The following is a 22739-nucleotide window of genomic DNA, read 5'->3' as shown; positions in this document are numbered from 1 at the left end:
TGCGGGTAAAGTCCCCGCCATGCGCGATCTCGGGGTGGGGTTCCGTCATCTCCTCAACGGCCAGCGGTGGGTGGCACAGCACGGACGGCAGTACGGCTTCGGCCTGCTGCCCGGCCTGATCACCCTCGTCCTCTACGTGGGGGTGCTGGTCGCGCTCGCCCTGTGGGGCTCGGACGCCGTCACCTGGGCCACCCCGTTCGCGGACGACTGGTCGAGCCCCTGGCAGGGCGTCTTCCGGGGCTTCCTCACCGCCGTGCTGTTCGCGCTCGCCCTGCTGCTGGCCGTCCTCACCTTCACCGCGGCCACCCTGCTGATAGGCCAGCCCTTCTACGAGAACCTCTCCGAGCGCACCGACGCCGACGTCTCGCCCGACGGCACCGCGCCCAGCTCCGACCGGCCCATGTGGCGCGACCTGTGGATCTCCGCCCGCGACAGCCTGCGCATCCTGGTACGGGCCTGCGTCTGGGGCGTCCTGCTCTTCGCGCTCGGCTTCCTGCCCGTGGTCGGCCAGACCGTCGTCCCCGTCCTCGGCTTCTTCGTCACCGGGTTCTTCCTCACCGAGGAACTCACCTCCGTCGCCCTCCAGCGCCGGAACGTCGACCTGCGCGCCCGCCTCGCCCTGCTGCGCTCCCGCAAGATGCTCGCCTGGGGCTTCGGCGTCCCGCTGGGCCTCGCCTTCCTGGTCCCCGTGGTCGCGGTGTTCCTGATGCCCGGCGCGGTCGCCGGCGCCACCCTCCTGACCCGCGACCTGCTCGGCGAACCCCTCGCCGGGGAGCAGCCGGAGAGCGATCCGCCGGTCGCCGCCCGATCCGGGCCCGGCGGCCGAGAAGGCGAAGTCGTGACCCGCGAGTGAAGGGTTCGTAGGAGAACCCGCCCCGGACCCCGATCCGGCGCCCGGGGGCGCCCGGAGCGGATTACCGTCGACACCAGCCCCGGTCCCGGAACCTGACACCCGGACCGGGGCTGAATGCTGTCCGGGGCGGCTCAGCGCGTCCCGAAGCCGTACACCGTCTCCGAGCGGTACACCTCGCCCGGCTCCAGCCGGGTGGTGGGGAAGTCCGGGCGGTTGGGGGAGTCCGGGAAGTGCTGGGTCTCCAGCGCGATCCCCTCGCCCGGCGCGAACGGGGCGCCCAGATGGTCGGCGGTGTAGAGCTGGACGCCCGGCTCGGTCGTCGCCACCGTCAGCACCCGCCCAGACGCCGGGTCGTACAGCTCGGCCACCTCCTCGGCGGCCGGCGTGACGCCCTTGTCCAGCACGTAGTTGTGGTCGTACCCCGAGCCGACCTTGCGGGGGACACGGAAGTCGAAGCGCGAGTCCGTCACGTCCAGCGGCTCGCCCACCGGGATCAGACCCTCGTCCACCGGCGAGTACCGCGAGGCGTCCAGCCGCAGCTCATGCCCGCCCGCGTGCCCCGAGCCGCTCAGGTTCCAGTACGAGTGGTTGGTGAGGTTCACGACCGTCGGCGCGTCGGTCACCGCCTCGTAGGCGATCCGCAGCGCACCCGACTCGTCGAGCGTGTACGTCGCCGAGACCTCCAGGCGCCCCGGAAAGCCCTCCTCGCCGTGCGGGCTGACCCGGCTGAGCCGCACCCCGTGCTCCACCGGCTCCGCGTCCCACACGTACCGGTCGAAGCCCCGGTCGCCGCCGTGCAGCGAGTTGGGCCCGTTGTTGCGGGCCAGCGCGTACGTCCGCCCGTCCAGCGGGAAGCGGCCGCCCGCGATCCGGTTGGCGTACCGGCCCACCAACGCGCCCAGATACGGGCCCGGATGGTCCACATAGCCCGCGACGGAGGGGAACCCGAGCACGACGTCGGCCGGGCGCCCCTCCCGGTCCGGCACCTCGGCCGACTGCACGATCCCGCCGTACGACAGCACCCGGACCCGTACCCCACCGCGCTCGAGCGTCCAGCGGTGCACCGGGGTCCCGTCGGAAAGTGTGCCGAAAAGTTCGCCCATGTGGGAAACCTTAGGTCACGGTCTGCGCTCCGTGACCGTCCGGTACGCGATCTCCGCGAGCCGCGCCTGACCGTCCCGGCTCGGGTGGAACCAGTCCCACTGGCTCAACTGCCCGGTGCCGAAGCGGTAGTCGAAGACCGCGTTGCCGTCGGAGCGGCAGCGCTCGTCCTTCGCGCACACCTCGGCCAGCACCGTGTTGTACGCCTCCACCCGGTGCTGGACCTCCTGCCGGCGCACCGTCGCCGCCTCGGTCAGGTCGTCCGCGCCGCGCAGCATGGAGGGGCAGATGCCCAGCTTCCACACCTCCTTGCCCAGCGGATCGGCCCGCCCCTCGGACCACAGCCGCAGCAGGTTGGGCACGCTCGCCACGTACACCTGGGCCTTCGGCAGCCTCTTGCGCAGCGTCGCCATCGAGCGCTCGAAGTCCGCGCGGAAGTCCGCCACCGGGGTCATCGCCGCCACCGAGGACCGGCAGGCGTCGTTGGCGCCCACCATCACCGTCACCAGCTCCGGGCGGCGCCGCACCGCCTCGGCCATCTGGCCGGGCAGGTCGGCCATCCGGGCGCCGGTCACCGCGTAGTTCCAGCCCCGCTCGGCCGCGCCCCGCCGCCCCAGCAGCCGTACCGCCAGGCTGTCCACGCCGGTGTCCGCGCCCGTCGCCCACGACACCTCGGGGCAGTCCGCGAGCACCTGGCAGGCGTCGAAACCACGGGTGATGGAGTCGCCCACCGCCGCGATCGAGTCCGGGTGCGCGTTCCACACCGGCGAGGGCTTCGCGGAGGGCCGGGACACGCCCGTACCCGTGCCGTCGCCCCGGACGGAGTCACAGCCGCTCGCCAGCACGGCCGCCGTCAGCACGGCGAGGACGGCCCGCGCCCGGTGGCCTGGTTTCCGCATCCCCGCAGGTCTCCTCGCTCCTTCGGGCACCGACCGCCGGTGCGCCCACCCATCACAACGTGCGAGGGTTCCCGTCCGCCCCCGCTGGAACGGCACACCCCCGTACAAGCGTCCCCCTGGGTGAATGGCAGAGGTTTCCTGGCACCGGGACCGACGGTACGTCACACTCCTTGCATCCCCGCAAGGTAGCCTCGCCATCAACGCGGCCGACGCGTCATGGCCGCTCGACCAGCCCGCAAGATGTCCCGCTCAGCCCGGAGGTTCCGGTGACGACACGTGGAGTTCTGTACGTGCACTCCGCGCCGCGCGCGCTGTGCCCGCATGTCGAGTGGGCCATCGCCGGGGTGCTGGGCACGCGCGTCAGCCTGGACTGGATCAGGCAGCCCGCCGCCCCCGGCACCTGGCGCTCGGAGTTCTCCTGGCAGGGCGAGGCGGCCACCGCCTCCAAGCTCGCCTCCGCGCTGCGTGGCTGGCAGTTGCTCCGCTTCGAGGTCACCGCCGAGCCCTCCGCCGCCGCCGAGGGCGAGCGCTACAGTTGCACCCCCGAGCTGGGCATCTTCCACGCGGTCACCGGCATCCACGGCGACATCCTCATCCCCGAGGACCGCCTGCGCGCCGCCCTCCAGCGCAGCCGCCAGGGCGAGACCGACCTGGAAGCCGAACTCTCCAAGCTCCTCGGCAAGCCCTGGGACGACGAACTCGAAACCTTCCGCCACGCGGGCGAGGGCGCCCCGGTCCGCTGGCTCCACCAGGTGGTCTGAGCGAGCCTTTTCAGCCGGGTCGAGCGCAGCCGACCCAGGGGCGCGGGGAACTGCGCGACAAGCCACGACGTACCCGCACCCGGCGACGAGAAGTGCCACGAACGGCGAATGGCCCGGCCTCCACCGAAGGAGACCGGGCCATCACAGCGTTACGCCGGCTCAGACCGACCGGAACGCCAGCACGACATTGTGGCCGCCGAAGCCGAACGAGTCGTTCAGCGCGGCGATCCGGCCCTCGGGCAGCGCACGCGGCTCGCCCACGACGACGTCCGCGTTCACCTCCGGGTCCAGCTCGGTGACGTTGATCGTCGGCGGGGCCTTGCGGTTCACCAGCGCCAGGATGGACGCGACGGTCTCGATACCGCCCGCACCGCCCAGCAGGTGACCCGTCATCGACTTGGTCGCGGAGATGGCCATGTGGTCGACGTCGTCGCCGAAGACCTTCCGCAGCGCCTTGATCTCGGCCACGTCACCCTGCGGCGTCGACGTCGCGTGCGCGTTCACGTGCACGATCTCCGCCGGCTTCAGGTCGGTCGAGTCCAGCAGGTTCTGCAGCGCCTGCGCGATGCCGTTGCCCGAGGGCTCCGGCTGCGTGATGTGGTGCGCGTCGGCCGAGATGCCCTGGCCGATCGCCTCGGCGTAGACCCGGGCACCGCGCGCCTTGGCGTGCTCCTCGGACTCCAGCACGATCACACCGGCGCCCTCACCGAGCACGAAGCCGTCACGGCCCGAGTCGTAGGGGCGGGACGCGCCCTCGGGGTCGTCGTTGTTCTTGGACATCGCCATCATGTTGCCGAAGGCGACGATGGGAAGCGGGTGGATGGCGGCCTCGGTGCCACCGGCCACGACGACGTCCGCACGGCCGGTGCGGATCATCTCGATCGCGTACCCGATGGCCTCCGCGCCGGAGGCGCAGGCCGAGACGGGGGTGTGCACACCGGCACGCGCGCCCAGCTCGATACCGACGTTGGCCGCCGGGGAGTTGGGCATCAGCATCGGCACGGTGTGCGGGGAGACCCGGCGGACGCCCTTCTCCTTCAGTACGTCGTACTGGTCCAGGAGGGTCGTCACGCCGCCGATGCCGGAGGCGATGACCGCGCCGAGGCGGTCGGGGTTCACGGACTGGTCCTCACCGGCCTTGGCGGTGAAACCGGCGTCCTTCCAGGCCTCCTGAGCGGCGATCAGCGCGAACTGCGCGGACCGGTCCAGCTTGCGGGCCTGCGGCCGGGGGAGGATCTCACCCGGCTCGACGGCGATCTGCGCGGCGATCTGGACCGGCAGCTCGGCCGCCCACTCCTGCTCCAGGCGGCTGACGCCGGACCGGCCGGCCAGCATGGCCTCCCAGGTGGAAGCTGCGTCGCCACCCAGCGGTGTGGTTGCGCCGATACCGGTGACGACCACGGTGCGATTGGTCGGGCTCACGGGAATTCTTTCTCCAACAGATGCGGGATCTACGGCGCCACCGCCGGGTGGCGGGGCCTAGCAGTCAGGGCCGAGGGTGACTCAGGCCTGGTGCTTGAGGATGTAGTCGGTGGCGTCACCGACGGTCTTCAGGTTCTTGACGTCCTCGTCGGGGATCTTCACGTCGAAGCGCTCCTCGGCGGCGACGACGACCTCGACCATGGACAGGGAGTCGACGTCGAGGTCGTCCGTGAAGGACTTGTCGAGCTTGACGTCCTCGGTGGGGATGCCGGCGATCTCGTTCACGATCTCGGCAAGGCCCGCGACGATCTCTTCCTGGGTGGCGGCCATGTCAGGCGCTCTCCTTCTTCGATGTTCAGACAATTGAGGTGGCATGTGTCCCCGTGCCGGACCGGGCGGCCCGGCACGGAGTGCCTAGGGGAGGGTAACGACCGTGGCGGCGTAGACCAGACCCGCCCCGAATCCGATGACGAGCGCCGTGTCGCCGCTCTTGGCCTCGCCGGTCGCCAGAAGCCGCTCCATGGCGAGCGGGATCGACGCGGCCGAGGTGTTGCCGGTGGTACGGATGTCACGGGCGACCGTGACATGCTCCGGCAGCTTCAGAGTCTTCACCATCGAGTCGATGATCCGCACATTGGCCTGGTGCGGGATGAAGACGTCCAGGTCGTCCGAGGAGATCCCGGCCGCGTCCAGCGCCTGCTGGGCGACCTTCGCCATCTCGAACACGGCCCAGCGGAACACCGCCTGGCCCTCCTGCGTGATCGCGGGGAACTTGATGTTGCCCGCGCGGTCCAGGGGGAGTTCGGAGACGTCCCCGACGTGGAAGCGGTCCCACGGGACGGTCTGCTTGATGGTGCCGGCCTTGTCGCCCTCCGAGCCCCACACCGTGGGACCGATGGCGGGCTCCTGGGACGGGCCGACCACGACCGCGCCCGCGCCGTCACCGAACAGGAAGGCCGTCGCGCGGTCCTCCAGGTCGGTCAGGTCGCTGAGCCGCTCCACGCCGATGACGAGCACGTACTCGGCGGAACCTTCCACCACCATGCCCTTGGCGAGGGTCAGGCCGTAGCCGAAGCCCGCGCAGCCCGCCGAGATGTCGAACGCGGCGGCCTTGTCGGTGCCCAGCTTGTCCGCGATCTGGGTCGCCACGGCCGGGGTCTGGCTGAAGTGCGAGACGGTGGAGACCACCACGGCGCCGATCCGGTCGGCGTCGATGCCCGCGTCGGCGATCGCCTTGCCCGCCGCCTCGATCGACATCGCGGCGACCGTCTCGTCCGGGCCCGCCCAGTGCCGGGTCTCGATCCCGGAGCGGGACCTGATCCACTCGTCGGAGGAGTCGATCGTCTCCAGGATCACCTCGTTGGGCACCACCCGGGTCGGGCGGTAGCCGCCCACCCCGAGGATGCGCGCGTACGGGGCGCCCTTGCTGGGCTTGATCTTCGCCATTGGCATGGGCTCCTTGTCAGGCGCCCGCCGCGTCAGCGGCAGGAGTCCGGATCTCGGCGATCAGCGCACGCGCCGCGTCGAGATCCTCGGGGGTCTTCAGGGCGAGCGTCCGTACACCGGGCAGTGCGCGCTTGGCCAGGCCGGTCAGGGTGCCGCCGGGGCACACCTCGATCAGCGCGGTGACGCCCAGTTCCTTGAAGGTCTCCATGCACAGGTCCCAGCGGACCGGGTTGGCGACCTGGCCGACCAGCCGCTCCAGCACCTCGGCGCCGGACGCGACCGTGCGGCCGTCCTTGTTGGAGACGTAGGTCAGCTTCGGGTCCGCCGGAGCCAGCTCGGCCGCGGCCTCGGCCAGCGTCTCGACGGCGGGCGCCATGTGGCGGGTGTGGAAGGCACCGGCCACCTTCAGCGGGACGACCTTGCGGACGCCCTCCGGCTTGTCCTCGGCCAGCGCGGCCAACTGCTCCAGCGTGCCCGCGGCGACGATCTGGCCGGCGCCGTTGATGTTGGCCGGGGTCAGCCCCAGCTTCTCAAGGTGCGCGACGGAGACCTCCGGGTCGCCGCCGAGCAGCGCCGACATGCCGGTCTCGGTGATCGCGGCGGCGTCGGCCATGGCCAGACCCCGCTTGCGCACCAGGCTCAGAGCGGCGACGTCGTCCAGCACGCCCGCGAAGGCGGCGGCGGTGATCTCGCCGACGCTGTGCCCCGCGACCGCGTCCGGCGCGATGTCACCCAGTGCCGCGGCGGACAGCAGGCCGGCCGCGACCAGCAGCGGCTGGGCGACGGCGGTGTCGCGGATCGCGTCCGCGTCGGCTTGCGTCCCGTAGTGGACGAGGTCCAGTCCGATGGCGTCGGACCACGCGGCGACGCGGTCGGCGGCACCGGGGAGTTCGAGCCAGGGGGTCAGGAAGCCGGGCGTCTGGGCGCCCTGGCCGGGAGCGACGAGTACGAGCACTCTCACACTCTCTCTTGGAGACGGCCGAAGCCGCCCGTGGGGACAGGGACGAAGAACACGGAAGGCTTTTGTGGGCCCCCGACAAAAGGCTAGGGCTGGGACTCACCATCGGTGAGCCGCCCCAGGATCAGGGCGATCCGCAGCGTGAACGCGGATCGTACATCGGAGGGCGACCAGCCGGTGACGTCAGTCACACGTCGCAGCCGGTAGCGCACGGTGTTCGGGTGAACGAAGAGCATCCTCGCCGCGCCCTCCAGGCTGCTGGCCTGCTCCAGGTAGACACTCAGGGTCTCCAGCAGCGCCGAGCCCGCCTCCTCCAGCGGTCTGTAGATCTCCTCCACCAACTGCTCGCGCGCACTGGGATCACCCGCGATGGCGCGCTCCGGAAGCAGATCGTCCGCCAGCACCGGCCGGGGCGCGTCCTGCCAGGCGGTGCACGCCTTCAGCCCGGCCGCCGCGGCCTGCGCGGACCGGGTCGCGGCCTGGAGGTCGTGCATGACCGGCCCCGCGACCACCGGCCCCGGCGCGAAGGGCCCGATCAGCGACTTGGCCACGTTCAGCGGCTGCACCGAGCTGCCCCCGGCGATCACCACCAGCCGGTCCCCGAGGACCCCGGTGAGCACCTGGAGCTTGGCGTGCCGGGCGGCCCGCCGGATCGCCTCCACGGTCAGCTCGCTGTCCCCGTCCGGGGCGGTGCCGAGCACCACGCAGACGTGCTCCGGCGAGTTCCAGCCGAGCGCCGCCGCCCGGCTCACCGCGCCCTCGTCGGCCTCGCCGCTGAGCACCGCGTTCACCACCAGCGATTCCAGCCGGGCGTCCCAGGCGCCGCGTGCCTCGGCGGCCTGGGCGTAGACCTGGGCGGTGGCGAAGGCGATCTCGCGGGCGTAGACCAGCAGCGCCTCGCGGAGCACGCGCTCGTCGCCGGGCGCGGCCACCTCGTCGATGGCGCTCTCCATGACCTCGATGGTGGTGCGCACCATCTCCACGGTCTGGCGCAGCGTGATCGCGCGGGTCAGCTCACGGGGCGCGGTGCCGAAGACGTCGGTCGAGATGGCCTGGGGCGCCTCGGGGTGCCGGAACCACTCGGTGAAGGCGGCGATGCCTGCCTGCGCCACGAGCCCGATCCAGGACCGGTTCTCCGGGGGCATGGCCCGGTACCACGGCAGGGTGTCGTCCATCCGCGCGATGGCCTGCGCGGCGAGGCTGCCGGAGGACTTCTCCAGCCGCCGCAGGGTCGCGGTGTGCGGGTGGCGGACGGCGGGTACCGCGGGGTCGCTGTGGTGGGATTCGGGTTCGGGCACGTGGACAAGACTGCCTTATCGGGACGCGCGCATGTGCCGCCGGGTCCGTCTCGCTCTTTCGCACCGGCCGGTACATGCCTGCGGCACGGGCGCCGCGCGCACTACCGTGGGGGCCGTGATGGAGGTACGGCGCGCCGCTGAGCGTTACCACGGAGGAGCCCCGGAGGCGGGCATCGACTCCCGGCACGCCCTGTCCTTCGGGCCGCACTACGACCCCGCGAACCTGCGCTTCGGCGCGGTGATCGCCTGCAACGAGGAACGGCTCGCGCCCGGCGCCGGGTTCGACGAGCACCCGCACAGCCACACCGAGATCGTCACCTGGGTCGTGGAGGGCGAGCTGACCCACCGGGACTCGGCCGGCCACGAGAGCGTGGTCCGCCCCGGTGACGTACAGCACCTCAGCGCGGCCGCGGGCGTCCGGCACGTCGAGCGCAACGACGGCACGGTCCCGCTGACCTTCGTGCAGATGTGGCTGGCCCCGCTGAAGCCCGGCGGGGAGCCGTCCTACGAGGTCGTGCGGGGGATCGCCGACTCCACGCCGTACGCCCTGCCCGGCGCGGGCGCGATGCTGCACGTGCGGCGGCTGGCGGCGGGGGAGCGGACGGCGGTGCCGGACGCCGCGCATCTCTACGTCCACGTGGTGCGCGGCGAGGCCGGCCTCGCCGGCCAGACGCTGGGCCCCGGCGACTCGGCCCGGATCACCGGAGCCGAGGGGCTCGCGGCGGTGGGGGTCACGGCGGCCGAGCTGCTGCTGTGGGAGATGGGCCCCTAGGGGGTGTCTTGTGGGTCAGCCCCGGACTTCCGCCAGCACCGCGTCCGTGAACGCCGGCCACGCCTCGATCGCCCAGGGGCCGAAGGCGCGGTCGGTGAGGGCGACGGCGGCGACCTGGGCGTCCGGGTCGGTCCACAGGAAGGTGCCGGACTGGCCGAAGTGGCCGAAGGTGCGCGGGGAGGACGAACTCCCGGTCCAGTGCGGGGACTTGGCGCCCCGGATCTCGAAGCCGAGGCCCCAGTCGTTGGGGTTCTGATGGCCGTATCCCGGTAGTACGCCCTTGGTACCCGGGTACTGCACGGTCATCGCCTCCGCGACCGTCCTGGGGTCCAGCAGGCGGGGTGCCTGGAGTTCGGCGGCGAAGCGCAGCAGGTCCGCCACCGTGGACACCCCATCCTTGGCGGGCGAGCCCTCCAGCGAGGTCGAGGTCATGCCCAGCGGCTCCAGCACCGCCTGGCGCAGATACTCGGCGAAGGGGATGTCGGTGGCCTTGGCGATGTGGTCGCCGAGCTGCTCGAACCCGGCGTTGGAGTACAGCCGCCGCTCACCCGGTGCCGACATCGTCCGGTGCTCGTCGAAGGCCAGCCCGGAGGTGTGCGCCAGCAGATGGCGGACCGTGGCCCCGGGCGGCCCGGCGGGCTCGTCCAGCTCGACGGCACCCTCCTCGTACGCGACCAGCGCCGCGTAGGCGGCCAGCGGCTTGGTCACCGAGGCCAGCGGGAAGCGGTGGTCCACCGGGCCGTGCGCGCCCAGCACGCTCCCGTCGGCCCGTACGACCCCCGCGGCGGCGGTGGGCACGGCCCAGTTCTCGATCAGCGCCAGACTCTGCAACGACATACCGGCGACCCTATGCGCCTCACAGCCGCAGCTCCATCAAGGGGTCCGGCTTGGGCTGGAACCCCAGCGCCTCGTACAGCGGGCGGGCGTCGGCGGAGGCGGTGAGCTGGATCTGCCGGGCACCCCGCTCGCGGAACCAGGCCAGCAGCCCGTCCATGCACGCACGCGCGTATCCCCGGCGCCGGGTACCGGGATCGGTGGCGACGCTGAACACGAAGCCGACCACACCGTGCGGGTTGGACTCCCGCCCGATCCGGTACTCGGCCGTGCCCACCGCGAGTGCGGCCAGCGCCCCCGGCCGCTCCGGGTGGTCCACCACGAAGGCGGCGAACGTGCCCTCCGGGTCGGCCAGCCGGGCGCGCAGGGTGGGCAGGGACTCCACGTGCCAGGTCCCCGCGTCACCGCCCCCGGCGACGGAGTCGAGCATCACCTGGCGCAGGCGCAGCACTTCCGGCGCGTCCTCGGGCAGGGCCCGGCGTACGAGACTCATGCGCGGCACGCTAGCGTCCGGGGCCGGCCCACGTCCTGGCCATTTCTGCCGGATTCCGCTTGCTTGGAGTGCGCTCGAAGGTCATAGCGTTGAGGGCATGACGGTGATGCAGACCACGCAAGCGGTGACGGCCGGCCAGGACGTCTGTTCCGGCCCCCCGCCGCGCCATCCCCGGCCCGACGGCCAGGACCGGTACACGATCAGTGAGGTCGTCGCCTTCACCGGGCTGACCGCGCACACCCTGCGCTGGTACGAGCGGATCGGTCTGATGCCGCACGTCGACCGCTCGCACACCGGCCAGCGCCGCTACACCAACCGCGACCTGGACTGGCTGGTCTTCGTCACCAAGCTGCGGCTCACCGGCATGCCGGTCGCCGACATGGTCCGGTACGCCGAGCTGGTGCGACAGGGGATGAGCACCTACGACGAGCGGCGCGAGCTGCTGGAGTCGACCCGCCGGGACGTGCTCGCCCGGATCGACGAGCTGCGCGACACGCTCGCCGTGCTCGACCTGAAGATCGGTTTCTACGCCACGGAGGGGACCACCCGATGACCGAGCGCACGACGCCGTCCGTACGCCTGGGTGAGACCGGCCCGGAGACCAGCGTCCAGGGCCTCGGCTGCATGGGCATGAGCTTCGGCTACGGCCCGGCCGACGCCGAGCAGTCGCGGGCCGCGCTGGAACGCGCCTTCGACCTCGGCGTGACCTTCTACGACACCGCGGACGCCTACGGCGCGGGGGACAACGAGCGCTTCCTCGCCCCCTTCTTCAAGGCCCACCGCGACGACGTGGTCATCGCCACCAAGTTCGCGCTGTCCATCCCGCCGGACGACCCCGGCAAGCGGATCATCCGTAACGACGCCCCCTACATCCGGCAGGCCGTCGAGAACAGCCTCAAGCGGCTCGACGTCGATGTGATCGACCTCTATTACATGCACCGCCGCGATGTGCGCGTGCCCCTGGAGGAGACCGTCGGCGTCATGGCCGACCTGGTGCGCGAGGGCAAGGTCAAGCACCTGGGGCTCAGCGAGGTCACCGCAGGGGAAATGCGCACCGCGCACGCCGTGCATCCCATCGCCGCCGTGCAGTCGGAGTGGTCCCTGTTCAGCCGGGACATCGAGGCCCAGGTGGTCCCGGCCGCCCGCGAGCTGGGCGTCGGCCTGGTGCCCTACTCCCCGCTGGGCCGGGGCTTCCTCACCGGCGCCTTCACGGACGCCGCCAAGGAGCTGACCGACGGCGACTTCCGCCGCTCCCAGCCCCGCTTCACCGGCGACAACGCGGTCGCCAACGCGGCCCTGCTGGAGCCGGTGCGCCGGGTCGCCGAGGCGCACGGGGCGACCCTCGGCCAGGTCGCGCTGGCCTGGGTGCACCAGCGGGCGGCAGTGCACGGCCTCGCGGTCGTCCCGATCCCGGGCACCCGCAAGGCGGACCGGGTCACCGAGAACGCCGGCGCCGCGCACCTCGTCCTCACCGAGGAGGAGCTGGCCCTGCTGGAGCCGATCGCCGCCCAGGTCGCCGGTGACCGGTACGCCGACATGACGTTCACCTCGGCGGGCCGGGAGGAGTAGCGCCCACGGGCTCGGCTACAGCTCCGCCAGCAGCTCGGCCTTCTTCGCGGAGAACTCCTCGTCGGTCACCAGACCGGCCTGGTGCAGCTCGCCCAGGTGGCGGATGCGCTCCGCGATGTCGGCCGGGTCCCGCCGGGGCACGGCGGCCGGAATGGCCGGTACGGCGCCTCTCCTCCGTACCGCCGCGAGGACGGCCGCCGCGAACGGCAGGGACTCGTGCACCGGCCCGTAGCCGAGCCCGAAGACCACGGTCGCCGAGTCCTGGTCCGGCGGGACCGGGCCGGCGGTGCCGGCGGGGTCGCTCGGCAGCAGCCGGAGATACCCCTCGAACGCCTCCGGTGAGCGCCACTCCACCCCGCCGAGGTCCGCGACCGCGAACCTCTTGTCGCCCGCCTTCCACTTCGCCGACGAAGCACCCGTCCACGACCAGCGAAAACGCACCGAGGTCCCGTCGAAGGACGCCTTCCCGTCGTACGCCTTGAAGCGGAGCGGTGCCTCGGGGGCGCCGATCAGATGCCGGTCGGCGGGACCGGACTCGGTCAGCAGGGCCTTCAGCTCGTCGGCGTAGTACTCGGCGAGCGTCTCCCGCTCGGCCGGCATCACCAGCCGGTACGGGTCCAGGCCCTCCGGGAGCTGGCCGGCCGCGGCCTCCAGCAGCGGGTCGGCTCCGGCGCGCGGCTGGAGCCGCAGCACGACCGTGCCGCGTCTGCCCCCGGCCAGGCTCACGCCCTCCAGCGCGGCGAGCGGAACCCGGCGTTCGCCGAGCGCCTGGAAGAGTTTCGGTGTGCGTATCCCCCGTTCGTAACGGATGAGCACGGAGTCTGAGTCGAACTCCCAGACGGCATGAAAACCCGCCAGTACGTCACCCATGCGGCTCATCGTATGCGGCACTTGTCCCTCCGTCGCCACCCGCGCGGACCGCACTTCCTGCTGTTTCTACGCGCGTCCCGCGGCGGGCGCGTCCGGCACGTCCGCCCGGCACGCCTCGTCCGCGCCGGCGCACGACACCGAGCCGTACGCCCCCACGCCGACGTGGGCCAGGTTCCGCAGGCTGTCCGTACCGGGCTGGAAATAGCCGGCGTGGCCCTGCGCGTCGCGCGCGGACAGCACCCGCGCGCCGAACGCGCGGGAGACCGGGTCGGCGCCGTGCCCGAGCCCGCCGACCTCCAGGTACGGCACGTCCTGCACCCAGTCGGTGGCGTCCCGCATCGCCCACACCCGGGCGGTGCGGTTCAGGTGCGCGGCGCTGGCCACCCGCATGCCGGGGCTGGCGGCCACCGCGATGTCGCTGACCCGGCGGGGCATGCCGGGCGCGGCGACCCCGCAGACCACCGAGCCGTAGCTGTGGCAGAACATCGACACCTCGGCCCGGCCGGGCAGTCCGCGCAGCAGCGCGTTCAGCCGCACCGCGCCGTCCACCGCGCGCATCGCGGTCGCCGCGTCCACCCCGAGCCCGGCGGGCGCGGTGTAGTCGGCCCAGGCGATCACGGCGGTACGGGTGGCGGGCGCGGCCTGCCGCTCGGCGGAGTACAGCGACTTCGCCATGCCGACCGGGGCGCTGTACGGGCGGTAGGACTTCTCGAAGGTCAGCAGGTCGGTGTCGACACCGGGCACCACCACGGAGATCCGCTGGGCGCGGCGCAGGTCGCCGAAGACCTCGGCGATCCGGCCCGAACCCTCGGGGTCGAAGGCGAGGATGTGCCGCTCGGGCCGCATCAGCGCCTCGTACCGGTGCATCCTGCGGGCGGCGTCCTGCTGGCCGGCGGTACTGAGCCGGTTGTCGTGCACGCGGCGCGACTGCACGTCCCGCTCCCGCTCCAGTGCCACCCGGTTGGCCTCGTAGCGCAAGCCGACGGGGGCGCCGTTCATGTTGCCCACCGCCAGCGGGTAGCGCGCCGCCAGGTCGTGGCGGTCGTACGGGGTGAGCGAGCCGAAGAAGCGGGCCAGCCTGGCCGGGGCGGTCTTCGCCGGGTCCGGCAGGGGCTTGCCGTGCACGCTGTCGCGCACCCATGCGGCCAGGGAGGACCGCAGCGCGGTCGACTCACGATGGGTGTGCTGCGCCGTCCATCCGGTGGTCGCGAGCATCACGAACACGACGGACAGGGCGAGCAGGGCGCGCCACATGCTGAGCTGGGGGGAAATGCCGAAGGAAGTCACTGGGAGGACACACTAGGAGAACGGAAGGGTCTCGGGTCAATCGAGTGGCGGGGATCACGTTTCGTGTGCCGGGGGCCGGGACACGGACGATCTTTCTAAACGATCTCGTCCGTTCCGCCAACGATTTCAGGCCGCGCGCCAGTTCCCCGTCAACGCCGGGCCCACCTGGTCGAGGTACGCCGCCGTGAGCGACCGGATGGCCGCCAGACTGAAGTCGTCCCCGGTGCTCCACTGCCGCTCGGTGACCCGTATCACCCCGGCGAACACCGCCACCGCGAGCCGCGGCCGGGGGTCGGCGTCCACGTCGACGCCCTCGCGCTCCGCGAGCAGCCCGGCGATGGTCTGCTCGGTCGCCGCCGACCGGCGCAGATGCACGGCGAGCAGCGCGGGCGTGGACTCGATCGTGCGGTACATCCGCAGGTACAGCTCGACCGGTACGACCGACTCCACGGTCTCCCGGATGTCGTCCCAGCCCTCCAGCACGGCCTGCCTGAGCGCCTCCATCGGCGGCTCGTGCGGCGGCCGGGCGCGTACGGCGGCGACGAAGTGGGCCTCCGTCATCTCCTGCACGGCGAAGGCCGCGTCCTCCTTGCCCGCGAAGTAGCGGAAGAAGGTGCGCTGCGAGACGTCGACGGCCTCGGCGATCTCGTCGACGGTGGTCCGCTCGTACCCCTGCGTGGTGAACAGTTCGAGGGCGGCGCGCACCAGCGCCTCGCGGGTACGCCGCTTCTTGAGCTCGCGCAGCGTCTCCATGGCCTCTCCCTGTACGTCCTACCGGATCAGCCTAAGCGTTCCGGCCAATCCGTTTGTCAAGTGTCAGCGGCTGTCACTAGCCTCATTACATGACTAGTCAGACCACCATCGACAAGACGGGACCGGAGGACGGGTCATCCACCGATGCGTCGCCGCGGCCCTCCTCGGGACTGCGCGGGCACCCCTGGTTCACCCTGATCACCGTCGCCGTGGGCGTCATGATGGTGGCCCTGGACGGCACCATCGTCGCCATCGCCAACCCGGCCATCGCCAAGGACCTGCACGCGAGCTTCTCCGACGTGCAGTGGATCACCAACGCCTACTTCCTGGCCCTCGCGGTCGCCCTGATCACCGCGGGCAAGCTCGGTGACCGCTTCGGGCACCGGCAGACCTTCCTCATCGGCGTGACCGGATTCGCGCTGGCCTCCGGCGCCATCGGGCTGTCCGACAGCATCCCGATGGTCGTCACCTTCCGGGTCCTGCAGGGCCTGTTCGGCGCCCTGCTGATGCCGGCCGCGCTCGGCCTGCTGCGGGCCACCTTCCCGGCCGAGAAGCTCAACATGGCGATCGGTATCTGGGGCATGGTCATCGGCGCCTCCACCGCGGGCGGCCCGATCCTCGGCGGTGTGCTCGTCCAGCACGTCAACTGGCAGTCGGTGTTCTTCATCAACGTGCCCGTCGGCCTGCTCGCCCTGCTGCTCGGCACGCTGATCCTGCTCGACCACCGCGCCGAGAACGCCCCGCGCTCCTTCGACCTGCCCGGCATCGCGCTGCTGTCCGGCGCCATGTTCTGCCTGGTCTGGGCGCTGATCAAGGCCCCGGAGTGGGGCTGGGGCGACGGCCGGACCTGGGGCTTCATCGGCGCCTCGGCGCTGCTCTTCGTGGTCTTCGCCTGGTGGGAGACGCGGGTGGCGGAACCGCTGATCCCGCTCACCCTGTTCCGCTCGGTCCCGCTGTCGGCGGGTGTGGTGCTGATGGTCATGATGGCCATCGCCTTCATGGGCGGCCTGTTCTTCGTGACGTTCTACCTCCAGAACGTGCACGGACTCAGCCCGGTCGACGCCGGTCTGCACCTGCTCCCGCTCACCGGCATGATGATCGTCGGCTCCCCGCTGGCGGGCTTCGCCATCACCAAGCTGGGCCCGCGCATCCCGCTCGCGGGCGGCATGACGCTCACCGCGGTCGCCATGTACGGCATGTCCACCCTGAAGGCGGACACCGGCAGCGCGACCATGTCGATCTGGTTCGCCCTGCTCGGCCTCGGCCTCGCCCCGGTCATGGTGGGCGCCACCGAGGTCATCGTCGGCAACGCCCCGATGGCCCTCTCGGGTGTGGCGGGCGGCCTCCAGCAGGCGGCCATGCAGATCGGCGGCAGCCTCGGCACCGCCGTCCTGGGCGCCGTCATGGCCTCGAAGGTCGACAACGACCTCCCGGCCAACTGGACCGGCGCGGGCCTCCCCCCGCTGACCCCCGCTCAACTCGACCAGGCGTCCCAGGCGGTCCAGGTGGGCGTGGCCCCGGTGACGAACCAGATGCCCCCGGCCATCATCGCCAAGGTCACCGGCGTAGCCCACGACACCTTCATCTCCGGCATGAGCCTGGCGTCCCTGGTGGCGGCAGGCGTAGCGGCGGTCGCCATCCTGGTAGCCCTTCTGACCCGCCGAGGCGTCAACGCGGAGGCAGGCGCAGGAGTGGGCCACATCTGAAACTCCGTGGCTTGTCAGGGGCGCGGGGAACTGCGCGACAAGCCACGACGAGCCCGCAGCCGCGCGATCACCGAAGCGAGAACGGTGATCGCGCGGCCACGCTCAAGCCGCGCCGCGCTACGCGTCCCCGCCGGCGGCTCCTGGCGCAGCCGCCTTCACATCGAGCAACTGGTACCGATCGATCGCCTGCTTCAGCACAGACCGATCGACCTTCCCCTCCTTGGCCAACTCCGTCAGCACCCCCACCACGATCGACTGCGCGTCGATGTGGAAGAACCGCCGAGCCGCCCCGCGCGTGTCCGCGAACCCGAACCCGTCGGCCCCGAGCGACTGGTAAGGACCCGGCACCCACCGGGCGATCTGATCCGGCACCGACCGCATCCAGTCGGACACCGCCACGAACGGCCCCTCGGCCCCGCCCAGCTTCCGCGTCACGAACGGCACCCGCTGCTCCTCCTCGGGATGCAGCATGTTGTGCTCCTCGCAGGCCACCGCCTCCCGCCGCAGCTCGCTCCACGAGGTCGCCGACCAGACGTCGGCCCGCACGTCCCACTCGTCGGCAAGGATCTGCTGCGCCTCCAGCGCCCACGGCACCGCGACACCGGACGCCATGATCTGCGCCGGGATCGAGCCGCCGGTGCCCTCCTTCAGCCGGTGGATGCCCTTGAGGATGCCCTCGACGTCCACGCCCTCCGGCTCGGCCGGATGCTGGATCGGCTCGTTGTAGACGGTGAGGTAGTAGAAGACGTCCTCACCGTGCGGGTGTTCCTCGTCGCCGCCGTACATCCGCCGCAGCCCGTCCTCGACGATGTGCGCGATCTCGTACCCGTACGCCGGGTCGTAGGCCACGCAGGCCGGGTTGGTGGAGGCGAGGAGCTGGGAGTGGCCGTCCGCGTGCTGGAGACCCTCACCGGTCAGGGTCGTACGGCCGGCGGTCGCGCCCAGGACGAAACCGCGCGCGAGCTGGTCGGCCATCTGCCAGAACTGGTCGCCGGTGCGCTGGAAACCGAACATCGAGTAGAAGACGTAGACCGGGATCAGCGGCTCGCCGTGGGTGGCGTAGGCCGAGCCGGCCGCGATCAGGGAGGCCGTGCAGCCCGCCTCGGAGATGCCGTCGTGCAGCATCTGGCCGGTGGGGGACTCCTTGTACGCGAGCAGCAGCTCCCGGTCCACCGACTCGTACTGCTGGCCGAGCGGGTTGTAGATCTTCGCGCTCGGGAAGAACGAGTCCATGCCGAAGGTGCGGTACTCGTCCGGCGCGATCAGCACGAACCGCTTGCCGATCTCCTTGTCCCGCATGAGGTCCTTCAGCAGCCGCACAAACGCCATGGTGGTGGCGATGGACTGCTGACCCGACCCCTTCTTCACACTCGCGTACGCCTTCTCGTCGGGCAGTGCGAGCGGCTTGGAGCGCACGACGCGCGTGGGGACGTAACCCCCGAGCGACTTGCGCCGGTCGTGCATGTACTGCATCTCCTCCGAGTCCCGGCCGGGGTGGTAGTACGGCGGGGCGCCGGACTCCAGCTCGCGGTCGGAGATCGGCAGGTGCAGCCGGTCGCGGAAGCCCTTGAGGTCGTCGACCGTCAGCTTCTTCATCTGGTGGGTGGCGTTGCGGCCCTCGAAGTTGGGCCCCAGCGTCCAGCCCTTGACCGTCTTGGCCAGGATCACCGTCGGCTGGCCCTTGTGCTCCTTGGCCGCCTTGAACGCCGCGTAGATCTTGCGGTGGTCGTGGCCGCCGCGGCCCAGGTGCAGGATCTGGTCGTCGGTCATGTTCTCGACCATGGCGCGCAGCCGGTGGTCGTCACCGAAGAAGTGGTCCCGGATGTAGGCGCCGGACTCGGTGGCGTACGTCTGGAACTGGCCGTCCGGGGTGGTGTTCATCCGGTTGACCAGCACGCCGTCCCGGTCCTGGGCCAGCAGCGGGTCCCAGCTCCGGTCCCACACCAGCTTGATCACGTTCCAGCCGGCGCCCCGGAACTGCGACTCCAGCTCCTGGATGATCTTGCCGTTGCCGCGCACCGGGCCGTCGAGGCGCTGGAGGTTGCAGTTGACCACGAAGGTCAGGTTGTCCAGCCCCTCGCGGGCGGCGATGGAGAGCTGGCCCAGCGACTCCGGCTCGTCCATCTCGCCGTCGCCGAGGAACGCCCACACGTGCGAGTCGGAGGTGTCGGCGATGCCGCGCGCCTCCATGTAGCGGTTCATCCGGGCCTGGTAGATCGCGCCGAGCGGGCCGAGGCCCATCGAGACGGTCGGGAACTCCCAGAAGTTGGGCATCGAGCGCGGGTGGGGATAGCTGGACAGCCCGTCCGGGAACTTGGAGTGCTCCTGGCGGAAGCCGTCGAGCTGGTTCTCCGAGAGCCGGTCCAGCAGATACGCGCGGGCGTAGATGCCCGGCGAGGCATGGCCCTGGAAGAAGACCTGGTCGCCGCCGTCACCGCCGTCCTTGCCCCGGAAGAAGTGGTTGAAGCCCACGTCGTACAGCGACGCGGAGGAGGCGAAGGTGGCGATGTGGCCGCCCACGCCGATGCCGGGGCGCTGGGCCCGCGAGACCATCACGGCCGCGTTCCAGCGGGTGGCGTTGAGGATGCGGCGCTCGATCTCCTCGTTGCCCGGGAAGAAGGGCTCGCTCTTGGTGGGGATCGTGTTGACGTAGTCCGTGCTGCGCATCTCGGGCACGGCCACGCGCTTCTCGCGGGCCCGTTCGATCAGCCGCAGCATGAGATACCTGGCCCGCTCCCGGCCGCGCTCGTCCACGGCGGCGTCGAGGGAGTCGAGCCACTCCTGCGTTTCCTCGGGATCGAAGTCAGGAACCTGACTCGGAAGGCCGCCAATGATGATCGGATTGCGATCGGAACCGGAAGCCACGCTGTTCCTTACCTGTCGGAGGGACCTGCCTACACCGTTCCCCATCGTGTACCTGGGGAACGTGGTACGTCATCCACTGGTTCCCCGTTCCGGTCGCCGGACCGTTCAAATCGTGACGATACGCCCGGGGTGTGACGGGCATGGCAAAGTTGTTCGATGGGCGTATCGACGGATGATTCCGAAGTGCGCATAAGGGGCACATCGGTGTGATGTGGTTCCAGGGGAAACGGGATACGGTGCCAGGAGTGGCGGCGAAGCAGCCCGGAAAGTCACCGTTTCGGCGGTCAGGAGGGCCGGGTACTTGCGCGATCCGTCCCGCCCGTGTGGACTACGGCCAATGCTTCGCGCACGCGCGTGGCTCAGATATTCACCAAGACATGATCAGGAGGCAACCCGTGAGCGCGACCGCGGACCACGCGGAGGAGCGGACGAACCCTGCCGCCAGGCTGGGGTTCCAGCCCGGACAGGTGGTCCAGGAGATCGGCTACGACGAGGACGTCGATCAGGAGCTCCGCGAGGCCATCGAGGAAGCCGTCGAAGGCGACCTGATGGACGAGGAATACGACGACGTGGCCGACGCCGTTGTGCTGTGGTTCCGTGATGACGACGGAGACCTCACCGATGTACTCGTGGATGCCACCACGTACATCGAAGAGGGCGGCGCCATCCTGCTTCTGACGCCGAAGACCGGCCGTACGGGGTACGTGGAGCCGAGCGACATCTCGGAGGCCGCAACCACCGCGGGCCTGACCGCTTCGAAGAGCGTCAGTGTCGGCAAGGACTGGAGCGGCTCGCGTCTGGCGACGCCGAAGGCCGCCAAGTCCGGCAAGCGTTAGGAAGAACGCGTCATCGCCGCGCCGAGCGGGCCGGGACTCCCCGGTCCGCCCGGCGGTCCCGGCGTGATCGCTGCGTAGGGTGGGACCGGGCGAGTGACCCGCGCTCACCCGTACGGCTCAGCGAAGGGATGCAGGACGATGGCGCTCCAGGTCGGCGACGAGGCACCCGACTTCGAACTGAAGGACAACCACGGCCGCACCGTCCGGCTCTCCGACTTCCGGGGCGAGAAGAACGTGGTGCTGCTCTTCTACCCCTTCGCCTTCACCGGCGTCTGCACCGGTGAACTGTGCGAGCTGCGTGACAACCTTCCGCAGTTCACCGACCGCGACACCCAGTTGCTCGCCGTCTCCAACGACTCCATGCACACCCTGCGCGTCTTCGGCGAGCAGGAGGGCCTGGAATACCCGCTGCTCAGCGACTTCTGGCCGCACGGCAACGTCAGCCGCGCCTACGGCGTCTTCGACGAGGACAAGGGGTGCGCCGTGCGCGGCACCTTCATCCTGGACAAGACGGGCACCGTGCGCTGGACCGTCGTCAACGGCCTGCCCGACGCCCGTGACCTGACCGAGTACGTGAAGGCGCTCGACACCCTGTGAGGGCCCCGCTCCGTGCGGGAACCCGTCACTAGGATCGGCACGTTGATCCCATATCCGATGCACTACGGGGCTGTCGGCCCCTGGACACCACATGGAGGACCCGTGGGAGTCAGCCTCAGCAAGGGTGGCAACGTCTCGCTGACCAAGGAGGCTCCCGGCCTGACCGCCGTCATCGTCGGTCTGGGCTGGGACGTGCGCACCACGACCGGCACCGACTTCGACCTCGATGCCAGCGCACTGCTGCTGAACAACGCCGGCAAGGTCGGCAGCGACCAGAACTTCGTCTTCTTCAACAACCTCAAGAGCCCCGACGGCTCGGTGGAGCACACCGGCGACAACCTCACCGGCGAGGGCGAGGGCGACGACGAGCAGGTCAAGGTCGACCTCGCCGCGGTCCCGGCCGACGTGGAGAAGATCGTCTTCCCGGTCTCGATCTACGAGGCCGAGAACCGCCAGCAGTCCTTCGGCCAGGTCCGCAACGCCTTCATCCGCGTCGTCAACCAGGCGGACGGCAAGGAACTCGCGCGCTACGACCTCAGCGAGGACGCCTCCACCGAGACCGCCATGGTCTTCGGCGAGCTGTACCGCAACGGCCCGGAGTGGAAGTTCCGCGCCATCGGCCAGGGGTACGCCTCGGGCCTGCGCGGCATCGCCCAGGACTTCGGCGTCAACGTCTGACGCCCTACGGCTCGCACCGCCTCCGGCGCCGTTCCGCGTTTGCGGGCGGCGCCGGACGCGCAGGAGACCAGGGAACACCACAGGGGAGGATCAGCATGGGTGTCACGCTCGCCAAGGGAGGCAATGTCTCCCTCTCCAAGGCCGCGCCGAATCTCACGAACGTCATGATCGGGCTGGGCTGGGACGCCCGCTCCACCACCGGCGCCCCCTTCGACCTGGACGCCAGCGCCCTGCTGTGCGGCGCCGGGAACCGGGTGCTGGGGGACGAGTACTTCGTCTTCTACAACCAGCTCACCAGCCCCGAGGGCTCGGTCGAGCACACCGGCGACAACCTCACCGGTGAGGGCGAGGGCGACGACGAATCGATTCTGGTGGACCTTTCCCAGGTGCCGCCGCAGTGCGAGAAGATCATTTTCCCGGTCTCGATCCATATGGCGGACGAGCGCAACCAGTCCTTCGGCCAGGTCGCCAACGCTTTCATCCGGGTGGTCAACCGGTCCGACGGCCAGGAACTCGCGCGCTACGACCTCAGCGAGGACGCCTCCACCGAAACGGCCATGATCTTCGGCGAGCTCTACCGGTATCAGGGCGAATGGAAGTTCCGTGCGGTCGGACAGGGGTACGCGTCCGGACTTCGGGGCATCGCTCTAGACTTCGGAGTCAACGTTTCGTAAAGCCGGGTACGGCGACGGGGGAGACCTCCCCCAGACAGCGTCTGGGAGGGGCCCCCAGAAGATGATG

The 22739-nt window shown here is 70.9% G+C and carries 23 protein-coding genes; 10 read left to right on the top strand and 13 right to left on the bottom strand.

The genetic code is table 11. The features are described from left to right. The first annotated feature begins 19 nt into the window (after positions 1-19). The gene (locus tag ACZ3HQ_RS24840) at positions 20-853 is read left to right on the top strand and encodes an EI24 domain-containing protein (RefSeq protein ID WP_467514123.1); all 834 of its coding nucleotides are present in this window, start codon (positions 20-22) and stop codon (positions 851-853) included. A 131-nt stretch (positions 854-984) separates the two neighbouring features. Here the strand turns inward: ACZ3HQ_RS24840 and ACZ3HQ_RS24835 are convergent, their stop codons facing one another. Then, complete coding sequence (locus ACZ3HQ_RS24835) at positions 985-1956, bottom strand: aldose epimerase family protein (protein ID WP_467514120.1); 972 nt, start codon at positions 1954-1956, stop codon at positions 985-987. Positions 1957-1971: 15 nt separating this feature from the next. After that, positions 1972-2853, bottom strand: coding sequence for an SGNH/GDSL hydrolase family protein (locus ACZ3HQ_RS24830; RefSeq protein ID WP_467514118.1), 882 nt, complete (start codon positions 2851-2853; stop codon positions 1972-1974). A gap of 266 nt (positions 2854-3119) precedes the next feature. Here ACZ3HQ_RS24830 and ACZ3HQ_RS24825 point away from each other — a divergent pair, with 266 nt between their 5' ends. Further along, positions 3120-3614, top strand: a complete 495-nt coding sequence (locus tag ACZ3HQ_RS24825) for a DUF3145 domain-containing protein (RefSeq protein WP_350899801.1) — start codon at positions 3120-3122, stop codon at positions 3612-3614. Between the two features lie 159 nt (positions 3615-3773). Here the strand turns inward: ACZ3HQ_RS24825 and fabF are convergent, their stop codons facing one another. The 5 genes from fabF to ACZ3HQ_RS24800 all read right to left on the bottom strand — a co-directional run bounded on the left by fabF (position 3774) and on the right by ACZ3HQ_RS24800 (position 8738). Next, complete coding sequence (gene fabF, locus ACZ3HQ_RS24820) at positions 3774-5036, bottom strand: beta-ketoacyl-ACP synthase II (RefSeq protein ID WP_467514116.1); 1263 nt, start codon at positions 5034-5036, stop codon at positions 3774-3776. Positions 5037-5117: 81 nt separating this feature from the next. Beyond that, positions 5118-5366, bottom strand: a complete 249-nt coding sequence (locus ACZ3HQ_RS24815; protein ID WP_030808133.1) for an acyl carrier protein — start codon at positions 5364-5366, stop codon at positions 5118-5120. Positions 5367-5450: 84 nt separating this feature from the next. Continuing rightward, positions 5451-6482, bottom strand: coding sequence for a beta-ketoacyl-ACP synthase 3 (locus tag ACZ3HQ_RS24810; RefSeq protein WP_467514113.1), 1032 nt, complete (start codon positions 6480-6482; stop codon positions 5451-5453). 16 nt (positions 6483-6498) lie between these two features. Further along, complete coding sequence (locus tag ACZ3HQ_RS24805; protein ID WP_467514111.1) at positions 6499-7437, bottom strand: ACP S-malonyltransferase; 939 nt, start codon at positions 7435-7437, stop codon at positions 6499-6501. A gap of 89 nt (positions 7438-7526) precedes the next feature. Further along, positions 7527-8738, bottom strand: coding sequence for a PucR family transcriptional regulator (locus tag ACZ3HQ_RS24800; protein WP_467514109.1), 1212 nt, complete (start codon positions 8736-8738; stop codon positions 7527-7529). 118 nt (positions 8739-8856) lie between these two features. Between ACZ3HQ_RS24800 and ACZ3HQ_RS24795 the strand changes: the two genes are divergently transcribed. After that, positions 8857-9510 (top strand): pirin family protein, encoded by a 654-nt coding sequence (locus ACZ3HQ_RS24795; RefSeq protein WP_467514195.1) that lies wholly within the window; start codon positions 8857-8859, stop codon positions 9508-9510. 15 nt (positions 9511-9525) lie between these two features. Here the strand turns inward: ACZ3HQ_RS24795 and ACZ3HQ_RS24790 are convergent, their stop codons facing one another. Both ACZ3HQ_RS24790 and ACZ3HQ_RS24785 read right to left on the bottom strand, forming a co-directional pair. Next, the gene (locus ACZ3HQ_RS24790; protein WP_467514107.1) at positions 9526-10347 is read right to left on the bottom strand and encodes a serine hydrolase domain-containing protein; all 822 of its coding nucleotides are present in this window, start codon (positions 10345-10347) and stop codon (positions 9526-9528) included. A gap of 19 nt (positions 10348-10366) precedes the next feature. Beyond that, entirely contained in the window at positions 10367-10837 is a 471-nt protein-coding gene (locus ACZ3HQ_RS24785) for a GNAT family N-acetyltransferase (protein ID WP_467514106.1), read from the bottom strand. A gap of 97 nt (positions 10838-10934) precedes the next feature. Between ACZ3HQ_RS24785 and ACZ3HQ_RS24780 the strand changes: the two genes are divergently transcribed. Then, positions 10935-11390 carry a MerR family transcriptional regulator gene (locus ACZ3HQ_RS24780; protein ID WP_467514104.1) on the top strand — a complete coding sequence of 152 codons (456 nt, stop codon included), beginning with the start codon at positions 10935-10937 and terminating at the stop codon, positions 11388-11390. Then, positions 11387-12406, top strand: coding sequence for an aldo/keto reductase (locus ACZ3HQ_RS24775; protein WP_467514103.1), 1020 nt, complete (start codon positions 11387-11389; stop codon positions 12404-12406). The genes ACZ3HQ_RS24780 and ACZ3HQ_RS24775 overlap by 4 nt, the downstream gene beginning before the upstream one ends. Before the next feature lie 15 nt (positions 12407-12421). Here ACZ3HQ_RS24775 and ACZ3HQ_RS24770 read toward each other — a convergent pair whose 3' ends face one another. The 3 genes from ACZ3HQ_RS24770 to ACZ3HQ_RS24760 all read right to left on the bottom strand — a co-directional run bounded on the left by ACZ3HQ_RS24770 (position 12422) and on the right by ACZ3HQ_RS24760 (position 15316). Beyond that, positions 12422-13276, bottom strand: coding sequence for a DUF4429 domain-containing protein (locus ACZ3HQ_RS24770; protein WP_467514101.1), 855 nt, complete (start codon positions 13274-13276; stop codon positions 12422-12424). Positions 13277-13342: 66 nt separating this feature from the next. Next, positions 13343-14563 carry an alpha/beta hydrolase gene (locus ACZ3HQ_RS24765; protein WP_467514100.1) on the bottom strand — a complete coding sequence of 407 codons (1221 nt, stop codon included), beginning with the start codon at positions 14561-14563 and terminating at the stop codon, positions 13343-13345. 126 nt (positions 14564-14689) lie between these two features. After that, positions 14690-15316 (bottom strand): TetR family transcriptional regulator, encoded by a 627-nt coding sequence (locus tag ACZ3HQ_RS24760; RefSeq protein ID WP_467514098.1) that lies wholly within the window; start codon positions 15314-15316, stop codon positions 14690-14692. Between the two features lie 218 nt (positions 15317-15534). Between ACZ3HQ_RS24760 and ACZ3HQ_RS24755 the strand changes: the two genes are divergently transcribed. Further along, the gene (locus ACZ3HQ_RS24755; protein WP_467514194.1) at positions 15535-17022 is read left to right on the top strand and encodes an MFS transporter; all 1488 of its coding nucleotides are present in this window, start codon (positions 15535-15537) and stop codon (positions 17020-17022) included. Positions 17023-17139: 117 nt separating this feature from the next. On the opposite strand, the gene aceE is transcribed toward ACZ3HQ_RS24755, so the two are convergent. Then, complete coding sequence (aceE, locus tag ACZ3HQ_RS24750) at positions 17140-19887, bottom strand: pyruvate dehydrogenase (acetyl-transferring), homodimeric type (protein WP_467514097.1); 2748 nt, start codon at positions 19885-19887, stop codon at positions 17140-17142. A gap of 395 nt (positions 19888-20282) precedes the next feature. Between aceE and ACZ3HQ_RS24745 the strand changes: the two genes are divergently transcribed. The 4 genes from ACZ3HQ_RS24745 (at position 20283) to ACZ3HQ_RS24730 (ending at position 22672) form a co-directional block, all read left to right on the top strand. Then, positions 20283-20723: a DUF3052 domain-containing protein gene (locus ACZ3HQ_RS24745; protein WP_018545328.1), complete on the top strand. Its 441-nt coding sequence runs from the start codon at positions 20283-20285 to the stop codon at positions 20721-20723. A gap of 138 nt (positions 20724-20861) precedes the next feature. Then, a complete protein-coding gene (locus tag ACZ3HQ_RS24740) occupies positions 20862-21320 on the top strand; it encodes a peroxiredoxin (RefSeq protein WP_031179727.1) in 459 nt (152 codons plus the stop codon). A 102-nt stretch (positions 21321-21422) separates the two neighbouring features. Continuing rightward, a complete protein-coding gene (locus tag ACZ3HQ_RS24735) occupies positions 21423-21998 on the top strand; it encodes a TerD family protein (RefSeq protein ID WP_161190725.1) in 576 nt (191 codons plus the stop codon). 95 nt (positions 21999-22093) lie between these two features. Beyond that, entirely contained in the window at positions 22094-22672 is a 579-nt protein-coding gene (locus tag ACZ3HQ_RS24730; protein WP_467514095.1) for a TerD family protein, read from the top strand. Positions 22673-22739: the final 67 nt, after the last annotated feature.

It is taken from the genome of Streptomyces sp. NPDC018263 (genome assembly GCF_055562575.1).
This window is presented reverse-complemented; position numbering and strand designations above follow the sequence as displayed.

Bases quoted from the DNA above. Each gene is read 5' to 3' on its own strand.
- ACZ3HQ_RS24775 (WP_467514103.1), top strand. From the start codon at position 11,387: ATGACCGAGCGCACGACGCCGTCCGTACGCCTGGGTGAGACCGGCCCG.
- ACZ3HQ_RS24780 (WP_467514104.1), top strand. From the start codon at position 10,935: ATGACGGTGATGCAGACCACGCAAGCGGTGACGGCCGGCCAGGACGTC.
- ACZ3HQ_RS24795 (WP_467514195.1), top strand. From the start codon at position 8,857: ATGGAGGTACGGCGCGCCGCTGAGCGTTACCACGGAGGAGCCCCGGAG.
- ACZ3HQ_RS24835 (WP_467514120.1), bottom strand. From the start codon at position 1,956: ATGGGCGAACTTTTCGGCACACTTTCCGACGGGACCCCGGTGCACCGC.
- ACZ3HQ_RS24815 (WP_030808133.1), bottom strand. From the start codon at position 5,366: ATGGCCGCCACCCAGGAAGAGATCGTCGCGGGCCTTGCCGAGATCGTG.
- ACZ3HQ_RS24760 (WP_467514098.1), bottom strand. From the start codon at position 15,316: ATGGAGACGCTGCGCGAGCTCAAGAAGCGGCGTACCCGCGAGGCGCTG.
- ACZ3HQ_RS24740 (WP_031179727.1), top strand. From the start codon at position 20,862: ATGGCGCTCCAGGTCGGCGACGAGGCACCCGACTTCGAACTGAAGGAC.
- ACZ3HQ_RS24840 (WP_467514123.1), top strand. From the start codon at position 20: ATGCGCGATCTCGGGGTGGGGTTCCGTCATCTCCTCAACGGCCAGCGG.
- ACZ3HQ_RS24830 (WP_467514118.1), bottom strand. From the start codon at position 2,853: ATGCGGAAACCAGGCCACCGGGCGCGGGCCGTCCTCGCCGTGCTGACG.
- ACZ3HQ_RS24755 (WP_467514194.1), top strand. From the start codon at position 15,535: ATGATGGTGGCCCTGGACGGCACCATCGTCGCCATCGCCAACCCGGCC.
- ACZ3HQ_RS24730 (WP_467514095.1), top strand. From the start codon at position 22,094: ATGGGTGTCACGCTCGCCAAGGGAGGCAATGTCTCCCTCTCCAAGGCC.
- ACZ3HQ_RS24790 (WP_467514107.1), bottom strand. From the start codon at position 10,347: ATGTCGTTGCAGAGTCTGGCGCTGATCGAGAACTGGGCCGTGCCCACC.
- ACZ3HQ_RS24810 (WP_467514113.1), bottom strand. From the start codon at position 6,482: ATGGCGAAGATCAAGCCCAGCAAGGGCGCCCCGTACGCGCGCATCCTC.
- ACZ3HQ_RS24770 (WP_467514101.1), bottom strand. From the start codon at position 13,276: ATGGGTGACGTACTGGCGGGTTTTCATGCCGTCTGGGAGTTCGACTCA.
- ACZ3HQ_RS24785 (WP_467514106.1), bottom strand. From the start codon at position 10,837: ATGAGTCTCGTACGCCGGGCCCTGCCCGAGGACGCGCCGGAAGTGCTG.